Genomic DNA, 14,620 nt, shown 5'->3' with positions numbered 1-14,620 from the left:
AATCATTGCCAATAAGGATTCTGGGTGATCAATGGGTTCTGTTTTATAACATCTTCTGCCACGGGCCAATAGATACCACCTTTGGCAATCAGTTCCATAAAGGCAGGATCATTCTGTTTGATCTTGTTATAGCGGATCAGGTCAAACCAGCGCCAGCCCTCTCCCATCAGTTCTTTACGACGTTCCCTGAAAATGGCGTCAATCAGATCACCTTCTGTGGCGGCATCATATCTTTTGATCTTACGCAGATCTCTGATCGTATTCAGCAGGTCAATGGCCCTTTGCTGTTCGCCGATTACGGCCAGTGATTCTGCCTGTAACAGGGCAATGTTTTCCAGGCGGGTAATGATGATGGTGCTGGAATAGATCCTGAAGGAAGGATCTGACGTATTACCATCCTGGATCACTTTTATTTTATTGAAAATGGGAATCTGGCTGTTGAAATTGGCAAAGTAGCGTTGGGATGTAGGTACGCCAGTGAGCGTATCCAGACTAAACCGCTCGTCAGATGGCCGGTCAAAGACGGACAGAATCGTATCTTTTGGAACATAGATATCCGGCAGGGCTTTATTCACAACCGGTGCTGCCAGGGTCAGTTCTTCCAGGTGACCGGAGAAAGTAGCATCCACATGGCCCCAGTCGAAGTTGAATGCCAGGATGTGATTGTCCTTTTTCCATTTGAAAAAACCGTTGCTGTTAACCAGTTCGTCTGTGTTGATGTAATAGCTGCCGCCTTTTGAGTAATTATCCAGTACAAACTGTGCGTATACGGATGCATCCACATACTTACCCTGCCAGGCTGCCACATGGGCCAGAATAGCGTAGGCAGTGTGTTTACGCGCCAGTACACCTGACCAGCGGGTATCGGTTTCGTTATAGTAACTACCGGATTGCTGTGGATCGTTGGCGCTATATTTATAAGGCAGATCAGCCGCTGACTGTACCAGTTCCTTTTCTACAAATGCCAGTACATTTTCTTTGCTTTCTCTTGCCTTGTTGGCAAACTCACCGTCATGAGAAGCGGTGATCAGGGGTACATCCCCCCATACGGATACAAGGAAGAAATAAACATAGGCACGTATACAACGCATCTGTGCGATGTCTACCCGCATATTCTCGTCTGAATATTTAGGATCGCGTGCTTTTACCTCACCAACGTGTTCAAGGAACATATTCGCCGCATTGATCACTGCATAGAAGCGACGCCAGTTAGAGAGTTGTTCCAGCAAAGGATAAGCTGCCCGCAGGTCATTACGGATAAGTGCCTTCATATCCTGTCTTTGGATGGCGAAGAAGTCTCCTTTACGGAATTCCCCATACATCCACCAGGCGTTATTGTCCGCCATAGCGGCACGTAAGAGTCCGTATACGCCGATAAGCGCCGTACGGGTATCCTCATGCGAGTTCCAGAAGTTTTCCTCTGATACTGCATGAGAAGAGTTAATATCGAGCAACTTGTTACATCCTGTCAGCACAGTCGTGCAACAACATATTGTTATAAGCAGTAAACGTTTCATCAGAGATCCATTTTAAGTCCTATGGTGTAAGTCCTGGAAAGCGGTAATGAATAACCGGTATCAAAGCCATTGAAGTCTACCAGTTCCGGATCACCACCGGTATAAGGTGTGATGGTAAACAGGTTAGTAGCGGTAGCGTAGATAGCCAGTCCATTGATCTTTCCCTTTTTATTCCACCATTTAGCGGTGGTCAGATCATATTGCAGCGAGAGGTTGCGCAGTTTCAGGAAGGAACCATTTTCCAGGAAGAGGTCCTGGTCAATACGGTAGGCATCCACCGTGCTCCAGGGATTATACAGGGGATATTTGTCATAGTTACCTACTTTGCTCCAGAAGGTGATCTCCTTTACAGCACTCATATCTATCTTACCTTCTTTATTAATGAAGTCGAAACGGTCAGCCACTTCGGCATTCATTACCTTACGGCCCAGGGTATAGTAGAAAGAGAATCCCAGGCTAAAGCCACGCCAGTAGAAATCACTGTTAAAACCACCGGAAAGCACTGGTAATACGTGTCCTTTCAATACTTTGTCCTTGTCGTCAATGATATAATCGCCGTTCCTGTCTTTCCAGCGGGGATCACCTGCCTGTAAAGCGATACCTTTATAATTCAGTCTTTTCCCTTCTGCACTGACAGGAATTTCACCATCGCGATTATAGATACCATCGTTTTCCAGTACCCAGTACTGATCGATCGCATGACCTACACGCAATAATTTGCTGCCATTGGCTACGACCAGTTCATCCCTGCCGTCAGGCAAAGCGAGTAAAGTGTTTTTATTATAGTTGAGCGTAATACCTGGTATCCATTGTAAAGCGCTGGTTGCGGGTAATACGCTGGCTTTTACACCCAGATCGATACCACGGTTACGAACGTCCATACCGTTCTTATAGCGGAAGTTGTACCCATATTCAGCAGCGAATGGTACGCCGAGCAGCATGTTGTGGTCTTCCTTATTGTAGAGATCCAGGGAGACCTGCAGCCTGTTGTTCAGGAATGCGCCTGTCAGATTTACATTCAGCTGATCTGCATATGGCCAGGTAATACCATAGCCGATATATCCGGAGGAATAAGCCCTGCTGATGCCCGGGAAACCGTTATAGGAAAAACGAACCGGGTTGTTGCTGAAAGACATATCCGAAGTGTACTGCGAGCCTTCTCCAAAGCGGTCATCCGGCATGAGCCTGCCGATTCTTCCCCAGCTGGCCTGTAGTTTCAGGGCATTGATGCTATTTTGTTCTTTCAGCCAGATGTTCTTGATATTCACACCTGCGGTGACTGTAGGTGTGTATAACCACCAGTTGTCAGGCTGCGCACTGGAAGAACCATCGGCGCGGAACAATACGGATACGTCCAGTTGATCATTGTAGGAGTAAGCAGCACGGCCATAGAATGACAACAAACGCGCACGCTGTTTATCCAGGAAAGAGAATATCAGCGCATGGTCGAAGGATTTAGGAGAAAGGTACTCTGATTTGAGGATATCGGAGTGCAGCAGATTAATACGGATCAGGTCATTCGGGCCTTTGTATGCGTATGCATAGTTGTACCGGTGATAATCTGCCTGAAAACCTTCACCTGCTTCTACGCTGATGCGGTGTTTCTCATTGAAGGTATGATTGTACTGGATATTGTTATTGAAGAATACCCGTTGATTATATCCGAAATAGTTGGACAGGTAGTTCACCTTTTCCAGCAGTGTACTGGGATAGAAGAGATCGCGGAGTCCTTCGTTATAGTCAAATCCGAACATGGAATTTATCTGCCAGCTATCACCCAGTTTGACGTTCACTTTAAAGTAACCATTTACCTCGTTGGTTTTATTATCATCGAATGACTTCTGAAACTCATTCAGGTACTGGCCATAGTAGTTCTTATTGGGTGGCAGCGGACTACTGAGATCAGGTAGATATTGCATTTCCGCGAAGCGGTCGCGTAACCAGGAGCTACGGGTTCTTTCAAGACGGGAGGCACTGATCATTGAGGATATTGTCAATCCTTTCAGTGGCACCATGTTAATTTCAAACATCGCGTTATAGCGATCCATCTTGCTGTTATCCGCTGTATTGGCAGAACGCTGGTTACCTGCTGCAAACATAAAATTAGCGCGGTCAGTTCCACTGGAAAGACTGGCATTCACACCATATACCGGCCTGTTTTTGAAGTAGAGGTCTGTCCAGTCGGATGGGCCGTAGTAGGCGTTATTAGTGGAATCGCGCAGGTAAAGCGGGTATGTCTGCAACTGTTCAGTAGTTGCATATTTATCATAGAAACGCTGCCGGAATTCGTTTTCAAATTTGGCGTTGGTGGTGTAGATATGCGGACGTTGCACCATACCGAAATAGGTGTTAAAACTTATTCTCCGGCGACCGACAACCGGTGCTTTTGTAGTAAGTAATATGACGCCGCCATTCACTGCACGCGGGCCATACATTGCCGCGTGACCAAAATCCTTTACCACTTCGATCTTTTCGATATTATTCAGATCTATGGTTGAAAGCAGATTGGTAGCAGGCCCCAGGTGATTATAACCAAACAGCTGGATATCAAAAGTAAAGGGATGGTCCATGATCAATGGAATACCATCGAGTATAACTGTAGGTTGCGACTCATAAATATCTTTACTGCTGATAAAAGGGATAGCAGTACCTCTTAGTGCTATACCGCTGTAGCCCCCCTGTTCTCCACTTGGTTCCTGTATATATACACCGGCTGCATTGCCTTTCAGCAACTGATGCAGAGAGGAATATGGATAAACATTTTCACGTTCCACTGAAATAGAATCGGCCTTTGTTACACGGACCTCCGGTCTGTGTAATTTCGCTGTATCCTGCCCTGACAAAAGGTTTGGGCAATACAGTGCCAGGCACGAAATGAAGATCCGTACGAGTACACGCATAAGGTAAATAATTTAAGACAGGCAGAGTTGATCACATCAGCGCATCACGCTGAGTAATCGATTACATCATGTATTTATATACTGGAATTACCGGAAGCGCACAACCAAAGTCATTGAGGCTTCCATAGCATTTGCTAAAAGAGGTATTTATACTAGAGATCAGGGTGAACAATACGCTCCGGACCCGTGGAAACTATAACGTGAAATAGATGATGATGCAGTTTTTCTGCATTGGGATAGTATCTCCTAACTGTTGTATAAAACGTTTTAGCTAGTGCTTTTCATCAAATAAAAAAGTGTTTAGGTTTTAGAAAAAAATGATTTTGGCTGTTGATGCTTTGCGAAGTTGCTGGTTACTTATACTCCTGTTAATTCAAATTTTTAGATCCTGCTACAATTTTTCTACGGTGATTATTAGGTTGAATATAATGCGATTAACTAAACTTCTTCAATTTCATCAGGGCTCGCTAACGGGAATTTATAACATACCGGACAATGCTGTTTGCATTTGTGCCTTCATTACGATTCAAATATAATGAGCCGTATGATAACTTTTTAACCTTTTTTTATAAAGAATAGACATTCCCAATTCATATGGCGTCACTTTTCCACACTACTACCAAACATATTAATAATTAGAAATCAGATAGTTAATATCACACAGACCAGATAAATAAAATATAATATACATACATTTCAGATAATCTGAAAGCATAAATACGACATCTGGTGGTGCATTACTTACTATTCGTTATTTAACTTATTTTGTCCCATATCAACCAAGATCTGTTATTGAAAAAATGGAAAGTTTGGGGGCCTTATAAATTTAAACCGTTAGGACTATGGCTAAAGCTGACATGCTTAGCAGACTTATAAATACACTTACCAAGGCTGAAAAAAGGTATTTCCGTATGTATACTGCGCTCCAGCAAGGCAATAAGGATTATGTGAATCTGTTTGACCTCATGGAACACCAATCATTCAAAAGTACAGCGGAAGTAAAGCTCGCTTTTCAACAACAGTATGCGGGATGTAGTTATGATGTATGTAGTAAGTATCTCTATAAAGTTTTGCTGGATTGCCTGCTGCATCTGCGGCTGCAGAAGCAGTCTACCGCTATGCTGACTGCGGGTATATTAAAATGCGATATTCTGTTTGAACGTTCCCTGCATGAAGAGGCATTGAAACAATTACAAAAAATACAGACGACGGCTACTGCCAATGAAAAGCAGTTGTTATTGTTATGGGCGCAGCAACAGGAGATCCAACTCCTGCAGCAGCTGAACTTTTCGGGTATCACCGCCGAAGAGCTTTCCCATAAGCAGTCGGATATCCAGCATACCCTGGATGACATGCAGCAGATACGGAAACAGACAACACTATACGAAACTTTGCGGCATACACTGCTATACAGAGGCAGTGCACGTACTATTCGTCAACAGGAATCTGTAGATATGTTACATGCAGAGATGCCCGCTCCGGTACCTGAATCTACGACCAGTCTGAAGACGCACCTGCTGTTCCAGGCACACTATCATCTTGCTACCAGCGATCACCCGGCTGCATTACAGGTATTTCATCAGCTGAATCAATTACTGGAAACGCATCCGGCACTTTTTGAAGACACCCCTGCTGATCACCTGCTTATTATAGAAGGGATACTGGATAGTCTGCGTGCCGGGAAACATTATGAAGAACTGTTCTCTTTTATTGATAAGATAAAACGTCTCAAAAGTGATGGGGTCTATTTTGAGATCATGCAACAAAGATTACTCTTCATCTATGAATCCGGGGCCTATATCGACAGTGGCGACTTTGGCTTTGCTTTAAAATTGCTGCAACAATACGCGCCTACAATCCAAAAGAACATCTCTCTAATGGATATCAGCAAGCAGGCCGAAATATACCTCTATATGGCGCTGATCTATCTGGGTAATGAAGATATCAACAATGCACATAACAGTCTTGAACAGGTACTGCAAAGTAATCTGTACAGCACATTACCTATTTATCGTACCTGCCGGCTGGTGCACCTGCTGATACAATATGAGCTGGGCAACTTTGAATACATCCGCTATGAAACCAGGGCTTTTCGCCGGCATTTACAACCAGATGCCAGACGCTCTTATATGCTGGAACGTACCGTTATCAAGTTCCTGGGAAGCGGAGAAATACCGGCAGTTACTGCTTTTCGTACCGCCTTATGGAAGAAGATGAACGCCAGTTTTGATAAGATAAGAGCGGATAAATATGAGCGGCAGCAGCTGAAATTGTTTGACTTCAGTGCATGGATAGAAGCAAAGTTGAAGAGAAAATCGCTCGGAACAGTGTTGCAGGAAAAAATTAAGAATTAAGAATTAAGAATTAAGAATTAAGAATAATTTTCTTCAAACTAACATAAATGAGAAGCGCTTCGGCAATGAAGCGCTTCTTTTCCCTCTATATACACATTGACAGCTAAGCAAATTGTATTATACCATCCACATCATCTCCGCTGCATTCTAATTCTTAATTCCTAATTGCTAATTCCTAATTTAATACGACGCCGGCGCAGGCTGATTATTTCTCAGATTGATCACTGTTCTGTTCAGATAAGGCACAAAGGCAATCAGCAGTATGATCACTACTAATGCACAGCTGATCAGGTAGTAATAGTCCATGGAGTATCTTATCTGCGCCTGCATATCGGCAGAGCGATATAGTAGTCCGTTGGCAATCTTTGCTGCCTGATCGGCCGGAAGCCCTTTTGCAGCAACAGCCGTTTTGTAGTTTACCAGCTTGGCTGTCACTAAGGGATCCAGCGAGGTGACCAGGTCCAGAAAACGGTTGTAGTGAACTTTTCTGGAAAACAGTTGAAAGTAATTGATCAACGCAATGGAGATACAGAAACCTGTAAAACGGAATAATACCCCTGTTGCGGAAGCAGTACCGCCCAGATGCGCGGGCACTGAAGAAATGGTATAAATAATCATGGGCGCCATCAAAAGGCCCACACCTATACCCTGTAAGATCAATGGTATGATAAAAGTGGGTACATCTGCCTGTGTGGCAAACAGAGCGTGCATCCACAGATGAAATATCAGTAACAATGAGAAGCCGGCCATCCAGATCCATCTTACGGAACGCTTCATCAATATCCACCTGGAAGAGTAAAGCACCCCTAATATGATACCGGCGATGTTCGCCAGTAAGATGTAAGACAAGTGTCTCGGATCCAGTCCCAGGACCGTTATAAAATAGTTCGTAGTGATATTAAAAGCACCTCTGCAAACATATAGTACCGTAATAAGGCTTACCCCGATGACATAGTTACGATAACGGAATACGTCCAGACTGAGATAAGGTCTTTTCAAAGACCGTTGCCTGATAATGTGGATAAGCAGTAGCACAACTGCCGCAATGCTCGCCGCCATAATACGTTCATCCTGCAACCAGTAATACTGTTGCCCATATAAAAGGATATATCCGATTAAACAGAGCATGGTGGTATATACCACATAACTGGCCCAATCCAGCTGATACAAAGGTATTTTCCTGTTCAGGCGGATCCTGTTCATGATAATGACCAGTAATATTGCGCCAGGGATGTAGGTAAAAATCATCCACTTATACAATACGTTGAAGTCAAACGCATCTATGATCGGCGCTGTAACCAATGTGGTAAAAGCCGTAATACCCAGCAACACACCATAGAACAGTGAATAACCGACCTCACGGGCACGGTTCGTTCTCAACCGGCTGAATACAAGCGTTATACAAACACTGGTGGTGATACAGTTGGCCATCCCCTGAATGAAACGGAGCGGTAACAATACATAAAGATCGCGTGTAACAAAACATCCGTAGGAAGTGACTATCTGTATAATTACGCCAATGAGCAGGTATTCCTTACTGGCAATATAAATGAAGAATCTTCTTTCCAACGCAAAGAAGCCTGCCAGCGACGCATAAAACAACACCATAGAGTACTGTACATCTGCTGGTTCTATACCGTAGTAACCTGCGGCATTGGATCCGCTTGCGGTAGAGATACCAAACATCAGCATAGATGGCATCAGGTTCAGGAATATCACGATCCTGATCAGCCATTCAGAGGCCCATGGTTTGAATATGGGAGTACTATTAGCCATTTTTCTTACTGATTGCTACAGTCGCATTCATACCGGCACGGAGTAAAGCTGTTTCAGTTACGTTGCTGGTGAGTTTAATACGTACAGGAATACGTTGTACGATTTTCACGAAGTTGCCTGATGAGTTATCGGGAGGTAATAATGAAAACCTTGAACCTGTAGCGGGTGATAAGGATTCTATCGTACCGTTGAAGGTCTTACCGGGAAAAGCGTCAATCTCAATATCGGCCGTCTGTCCGATATGCATATGACTGACCTGTGTTTCTTTGAAGTTGGCAATGATCCATTTTCCGGTAGCCTGGTTAACGATAAATGCAAGCGTTTGTCCAGCCTGGATCAATTGTCCTTCCTGGATAGTACGGCGTCCCATTTTCCCGTCATATGGCGCACGGATAACCGTATAGGAAACATCCAGTTTATTACGTCCAAGCATGGCCTGTCTGCGTTCTATTTCAGCAGCCAGTACTGCCTTCTGGGATTTGATATCGTTGATTTTTGATACGGCAGCATCGTAGTTATTGATAACAGTCTGGTAGTCTGCTTTCGCGACATTCAAAGCTGTTTCAACATTTTCCAGTTGTTGTTTTGTAGCAGATTCTGCGTCATACAACTTCTGGTAACGGTCATATTCCTGCTGTTGTTTCCAGAGTTTCGCTTTTGCAGCGGCGATCTGTGCTTCCGTTACATTCGCATTCTTTGCAGTCGTATTTACGTTACTTTCCAGGACCTGTACCTGTGCCTGTGCATTCAACAGGGCGGCATTTGCTTCCTGTTGCTGCAGCTGGTATTCGCTATCGTCAATGATAAGCAGGGTATCTCCTTTCTTCACATCCTGGTTCTCTTCGTAATTGATCCTGCTGATATAACCTGTCACTCTTGCGGTGACCGGGTTGATATATTCTTCTACCTGCGCATCGTTTGTTTCTTCATATTTACGCAGTTCGAATAATGTACTTATTCCCCATATAGCCAGCGCTATCAGGATAACACCTGCTGCCCATCCGGTGATGGTGGTAATTAATCTGTCTGTGCGGGCATGGTTGTTCTTCTTAGCTGTCATACTAATTATAAATTGCCTATAACTTTTTGTAACTGGTAATATCTGACGCGGGCAGCGATATTGGCTGATACCAGGTCAAATTTTGTTTGCAGCATTTGTGTATCTGCATCTAAAAGATCTGTAACAAGGGAGAGCTGGTTGAAATAGGTATTATTTACAATCCTGAGGTTCTCTGTTGCCTGTTTGATATTGGTTTCTGCCACATCAATACGGGTAAGCGCTTCCTTATAACGCAGGTAAGCTTCGTTGACCTGTTGTCTTACAACGTCGCCTGTTTCTTTATGCTCAACTTCCTGTCTTTCCAGTTGCAGTTTTGCTGCTTTTTCCTTGTGTTTATTGTGATAGAAGGAGGATATCGGGAAAGAAGCTTTCACACCATACATACCTAATCCGTACACGGCGTCGCCATAAGGATAAAACTGGATCTGCGGGTAGGACCAGTTGTACTCTGCAAACAGACCTATCCTGGGGGCGACATTCGCTTTCACCTGTTTCAGTGACAGTTCTTTCAATGCGGTTTCCCGTTCTGAAATCCTGTATTCATGCGCATGTTCCGCGGCAGCTACCAGGTAGTCATCGTAAGTACCCGGTACAGCAAGATCTGTTGTCATTGAGCTATCCGGCTGAATCAGTACATGTTCATCTATGCCGATCATTAAATCCAGTTTCTGACTTGCGATAGCGATGTCATTTTCTATCTGTATCATGCCCATCTTCTGACGGGATAATTTCAGTGTAGCTCTCAGTACATCGCTTTTCAGCACAACGCCATTTTTCTGTAATTCCTGGATGTGGACGAGTTGCCTTTCCTGTTCTTCAATGTCCTTTGCTATCAGTTCTTTAAACCGGCAACTGCGTGCCAGATCCAGGTAACAGACCGCCGCATTGAATTTTACTTCTGATACGGTCAGGTTCTTTTGTTCTTCTGCTATTGCATGTTCCGTTGCTCCCTTCTTAATTTCAAGATTCGTTTTATTGCCATTATAAATGTTGAAATAAGCTTCTCCGCCTACTTTGTAAAAGTTGTGCAATACGGGAAACTGATCTGGTGTATGAAAGAGGCCATCTTCGTAGACAGGCATATTTGTCACACGGGCATAAGCGCCGGCAGCATTGATTTCAGGCAGACGTTCCGCCTTCGCATCTTTCAATGCTTCTTCACTACTTTCCACGCGCAAACGGGACATAGCTATCCTTTTGTTGTTCAGTTCTGCCTGTTCCCATATCTGCACCAGTGTAAGATGTAACGGTTTGGTAGTGTCATGAGGTTGTTGTGCCGTTACGCACATTGTCAAAAACATAAAAGGTAGCATCAACACCACCTTTCTTATATCAGTACACATAATCTTTGTTCTGATGCAAAGGTACTGTGAGGAGATATGAACGCTTTTATCTAAATTGCCAATTATTTGTCCATTCAAGCCATTTGACACTATGCACTTATTGGCAGACTATCTGAACGAAATAGATGTACATCCGGACTCAGTATATGTGATGCATGAAAAGGTTGAGCGTAAGTTTTCTATGCACTCGCATATAAAAGGACAACTGACCTATGTAGAGGGAGGTATCGCATTCTGTAACATGCCTGACAAATCCTATGTAATACCTGCACGACATTATATATGGATTCCTAAACAACAGGAGCATTATATGCAGATCAGGCATTCCAAGTCTACTACTACCAGGAACCTTTATTTCTACAGTCAGGACGATCATCTTACCCCGTTTTATAACAAACTGGGCATCTATCCGGTGAATGATCTCTTACTGGAAATGATCAATTATTCTGCCCGTTGGGAAAGACATGTGTTACCGGGAGATCCCGGATTCCGTTTTCTAAGTTCGATCAAGGATATTTTACCTGACATCAGTACGAGCGCCTTACCTGTTGCATTACCTACTACACAACACGAGCGTTTACGGCCGGTATTACAGTATATCGCACAAAGCTTCGATCAGCAGCTGACACTGGAAAGCGTCAGCAGTCAGTTTGATCTGAGTCCACGTACTTTATCACGGCTTTTCACCAATATTCTGGATATGTCTTTTGTGCAATACCTGCAGACTTTAAGGGTGGTAAGAGGCATTGAAATGATCCTGCAAACGAACCAGACATTAAGCGAGATCGCGTATCAGACGGGGTACAGTAGTATTGCTGCTTTCAGTAAGGTTTTCTACCAGCTGACCAATAAGCGGCCATCCAGCTTCCAGCAGGATGTGCATTGATACAGGCTACAAATTCCCACATTTCAATACAATATTAACGCTATAACATGCCGTTTACAGTTTTTTTGTTAATCCAATTGAATAAATCTGTGACCGCCTGACAACTTTTAACATTTTTCAATGCCATTAAAACTTTACCTTGCGGAACAGTAATTCCGTCAGGAGCACGGGTCAGAGCACTCAGGATTGGATGTAGCATTTATTTAACACACAATTCAATAAACCAACCCCAGCTAGTCATACACAGAACAGGACTACAGCTGATCAATGAATTTTTATCACATGAATATTTGTAAGCCAGCGGCAGTCATTGCCACATTATTATTGTCAGGATTCGTTGCGGATGCACAGAAACATAACTGGCAGAGCATGGATCTTCAGAAAGATTCAGTATTTGGTATCAGTGCTGAAAAAGCTTATTCAGATCTGCTGAACGGCAAAAAGTCAAGAACAGTAGTTGTGGCAGTCATCGACAGTGGTATTGACACTACGCATGAAGACCTGAAAAGCATCCTCTGGATTAATGCTAAAGAGAAGAGAGGAAATGGCAAGGATGACGATAAAAACCATTATGCTGACGATATTTATGGATGGAACTTCATCGGCTCTCCTAAAGGTAATGTTGACTTTGACAACCTGGAGCTGACCCGTATCATCCGTCAACAACAGAAACAATTCGGCAGTCTGAACAGTGTATCAAAAGATACTGCCGGACTGTACCAGTATAAAATACTGAAGAACAAATACGATCTGAAATTATCCGAAGCACAGCAGACACTGGTAGGGATCAGCCGTTTTGTAGAGATGCTCGATACCATGCTGGTGAAGTTAGGCAACCCTAACCCGACAGCTGCAGAATTACAGGCTTATACACCGCAGAATCCTGCAGAAGGACAGATCAAACAGGTAATCTCCGCACAACTGGACCGTTATCCTGATTTCAAGACCTTCAGGACGACAGAACTGGATGCTGCTGTAAAACACTATAAAGAGCAGGTAGACTACTCCCTGAACCTGGATTATGATCCTCGTGCGATAGTTGGCGACGACTATAGCAATGCAACAGAAAGATATTATGGTTCCGGTGATGCTACCGGTCCGGATGCAGATCACGGTACACACGTAGCAGGTATCATCGGCGCTGGCAGAAATAACAACCTGGGTATTGACGGTATTGCTGACAACGTACGTATCATGTCAGTAAGAGCTGTACCGAATGGTGACGAAAGAGATAAAGACGTAGCAAACGCGATCCGTTATGCAACAGATAATGGCGCTAAAGTGATCAATATGAGCTTCGGCAAGTCTTATTCTCCTAACAAGGATGTAGTAGATGAAGCGGTAAAATACGCTATCTCCAAAGACGTACTGCTGGTACATGCCGCAGGTAACGATGCAGAAAACAATGACGTTACGCCTAACTATCCAAGCCGTGTATACCAGAACGGTGACACCGCTACTGCATGGATCGAGGTAGGCGCTTCTGGTCCGGAAGATAATGAAACACTGGCTGCACCTTTCTCTAATTACGGTAAAATAAACGTGGATGTTTTTGCACCAGGTGTTGGTATCTACTCTTCCACTCCGGGTTCTCACTACGAATATCATGATGGTACCAGTATGGCAGCGCCTGTTGTAGCTGGTCTGGCAGCCCTGATCCGCTCTTATTATCCAAAACTGAGCGCAGTTCAGGTAAAGGATATCATCCTGAAATCTGTGGTGAAAGTTGAGCATCCGGTGACCATTATGGTAGAAGACCAGCCTAAATCTGTACAGATGACGGACCTGTGTCGTACAGGTGGTGTGGTAAATGCTTACAAAGCATTGGAACGGGCTGCCACTTACAAATAAGACAATCAATCTCCGATTTCCAATAGAAGTAGTTTCGCCTTTGCGGAACTACTTTTTTCATTTTCAGTGATTTATAAATTTTTTATAGATTTTTTTGGAAGTTATGAAGATTTGCATAATTTTGCCATCCCAAACACGCAAAGCGAAAGAGGGAAACAAAAACTACCTTGCCTGATAGTATAACGGTAGTACGACAGACTCTGACTCTGTTTGTCTTGGTTCGAATCCAGGTCAGGCAACAAAAGAAGCCGCTACAAGTTACTTGTAGCGGTTTTTTGCTTTCTACCCCTACACCAAAGCCCTAAAAAAACCTGCTTTTAGAAAATAAGAACACTAAAGGGAGAGATTCGAAATGCTCCTCTCAGCATAAAAGTTCAACACAGAAGTGCTAATTTTAAGCATAAGCCTGTCTTAATCCGGCTTCACATCACCTCTAAGAAGAAATAGCAGTTATGCAACAGCGAATAGCACATATTGCCTTGGTAGTAAAAGAGTATGATGAAGCCATTCAATTTTACACAGAGAAACTGGGTTTTACCCTTATTGAAGACACTCCACAGGTCGATGGAAAAAGATGGGTAATAGTAGCGCCTCCCGGCGCCGGGGAATGTAGTTTGTTGCTGGCTAAAGCAGCCAATGAACAACAAGCCGCAAGTATCGGCAACCAAACCGGTGGACGGGTATTCCTGTTTTTATTTACCGATGATTTCTGGCGCGATTACAACACCATGATTGCACGACAAATTCATTTTATCAGGCCGCCAAAACAAGAAGCATATGGGATGGTAGCCGTTTTTGAAGACCTCTATGGGAACCGGTGGGACCTGCTGGAGCCCAATAAAAATAACAAAGGACTGAATATATAACTGACAACTACAAGGAAACGGTTACAAACCTGCCGGATTTGACTAAGCCCCTCCACCACCCCATAGG

At 43.8% G+C, this 14,620-nt stretch carries 9 protein-coding genes and 1 tRNA gene; 5 read left to right on the top strand and 5 right to left on the bottom strand.

What is annotated here, in order from left to right; all coding sequences use genetic code 11:
* Positions 1–2: 2 nt before the first annotated feature.
* Positions 3–1,517 carry a RagB/SusD family nutrient uptake outer membrane protein gene (locus tag CPIN_RS08950; RefSeq protein ID WP_012789450.1) on the bottom strand — a complete coding sequence of 505 codons (1,515 nt, stop codon included), beginning with the start codon at positions 1,515–1,517 and terminating at the stop codon, positions 3–5.
* Complete coding sequence (locus CPIN_RS08945) at positions 1,517–4,417, bottom strand: SusC/RagA family TonB-linked outer membrane protein (protein ID WP_012789449.1); 2,901 nt, start codon at positions 4,415–4,417, stop codon at positions 1,517–1,519. Before CPIN_RS08945 ends, CPIN_RS08950 begins: the two co-directional genes overlap by 1 nt.
* A gap of 842 nt (positions 4,418–5,259) precedes the next feature.
* Between CPIN_RS08945 and CPIN_RS08940 the strand changes: the two genes are divergently transcribed.
* Positions 5,260–6,771: a BT2802 family ribose utilization protein gene (locus tag CPIN_RS08940; RefSeq protein ID WP_012789448.1), complete on the top strand. Its 1,512-nt coding sequence runs from the start codon at positions 5,260–5,262 to the stop codon at positions 6,769–6,771.
* Between the two features lie 180 nt (positions 6,772–6,951).
* Here CPIN_RS08940 and CPIN_RS08935 read toward each other — a convergent pair whose 3' ends face one another.
* The 3 genes from CPIN_RS08935 to CPIN_RS08925 are packed head-to-tail and all read right to left on the bottom strand — an operon-like array spanning position 6,952 to position 10,908.
* Complete coding sequence (locus CPIN_RS08935; RefSeq protein ID WP_012789447.1) at positions 6,952–8,547, bottom strand: MFS transporter; 1,596 nt, start codon at positions 8,545–8,547, stop codon at positions 6,952–6,954.
* The gene (locus tag CPIN_RS08930) at positions 8,540–9,607 is read right to left on the bottom strand and encodes an HlyD family secretion protein (protein ID WP_012789446.1); all 1,068 of its coding nucleotides are present in this window, start codon (positions 9,605–9,607) and stop codon (positions 8,540–8,542) included. Before CPIN_RS08930 ends, CPIN_RS08935 begins: the two co-directional genes overlap by 8 nt.
* 5 nt (positions 9,608–9,612) lie before the next feature.
* Positions 9,613–10,908 carry a TolC family protein gene (locus tag CPIN_RS08925; protein ID WP_044221142.1) on the bottom strand — a complete coding sequence of 432 codons (1,296 nt, stop codon included), beginning with the start codon at positions 10,906–10,908 and terminating at the stop codon, positions 9,613–9,615.
* Between the two features lie 133 nt (positions 10,909–11,041).
* Here CPIN_RS08925 and CPIN_RS08920 point away from each other — a divergent pair, with 133 nt between their 5' ends.
* The 4 genes from CPIN_RS08920 (at position 11,042) to CPIN_RS08905 (ending at position 14,553) form a co-directional block, all read left to right on the top strand.
* On the top strand, positions 11,042–11,836 hold the full coding sequence (locus CPIN_RS08920; protein ID WP_012789444.1) for an AraC family transcriptional regulator: 795 nt from the start codon (positions 11,042–11,044) through the stop codon (positions 11,834–11,836).
* A 282-nt stretch (positions 11,837–12,118) separates the two neighbouring features.
* On the top strand, positions 12,119–13,687 hold the full coding sequence (locus CPIN_RS08915; RefSeq protein WP_044218183.1) for a S8 family peptidase: 1,569 nt from the start codon (positions 12,119–12,121) through the stop codon (positions 13,685–13,687).
* A 168-nt stretch (positions 13,688–13,855) separates the two neighbouring features.
* Positions 13,856–13,926 (top strand) — tRNA-Gln (locus CPIN_RS08910).
* Positions 13,927–14,139: 213 nt separating this feature from the next.
* Complete coding sequence (locus tag CPIN_RS08905) at positions 14,140–14,553, top strand: VOC family protein (protein ID WP_012789441.1); 414 nt, start codon at positions 14,140–14,142, stop codon at positions 14,551–14,553.
* Positions 14,554–14,620 lie beyond the last annotated feature (67 nt).

This window comes from Chitinophaga pinensis DSM 2588 (assembly GCF_000024005.1).
GTDB classification, from domain to species: domain Bacteria; phylum Bacteroidota; class Bacteroidia; order Chitinophagales; family Chitinophagaceae; genus Chitinophaga; species Chitinophaga pinensis.
Note: the sequence above shows the minus strand (reverse complement) of the source record. Positions and strands in the feature narration are given on the sequence as shown.

Coding starts and splice junctions, on each gene's coding strand:
- CPIN_RS08945 (WP_012789449.1), bottom strand. CDS start 4,417: ATGCGTGTACTCGTACGGATCTTCATTTCGTGCCTGGCACTGTATTGC.
- CPIN_RS08925 (WP_044221142.1), bottom strand. CDS start 10,908: ATGTTTTTGACAATGTGCGTAACGGCACAACAACCTCATGACACTACC.
- CPIN_RS08950 (WP_012789450.1), bottom strand. CDS start 1,517: ATGAAACGTTTACTGCTTATAACAATATGTTGTTGCACGACTGTGCTG.
- CPIN_RS08920 (WP_012789444.1), top strand. CDS start 11,042: ATGCACTTATTGGCAGACTATCTGAACGAAATAGATGTACATCCGGAC.
- CPIN_RS08915 (WP_044218183.1), top strand. CDS start 12,119: ATGAATATTTGTAAGCCAGCGGCAGTCATTGCCACATTATTATTGTCA.
- CPIN_RS08930 (WP_012789446.1), bottom strand. CDS start 9,607: ATGACAGCTAAGAAGAACAACCATGCCCGCACAGACAGATTAATTACC.
- CPIN_RS08935 (WP_012789447.1), bottom strand. CDS start 8,547: ATGGCTAATAGTACTCCCATATTCAAACCATGGGCCTCTGAATGGCTG.
- CPIN_RS08940 (WP_012789448.1), top strand. CDS start 5,260: ATGGCTAAAGCTGACATGCTTAGCAGACTTATAAATACACTTACCAAG.
- CPIN_RS08905 (WP_012789441.1), top strand. CDS start 14,140: ATGCAACAGCGAATAGCACATATTGCCTTGGTAGTAAAAGAGTATGAT.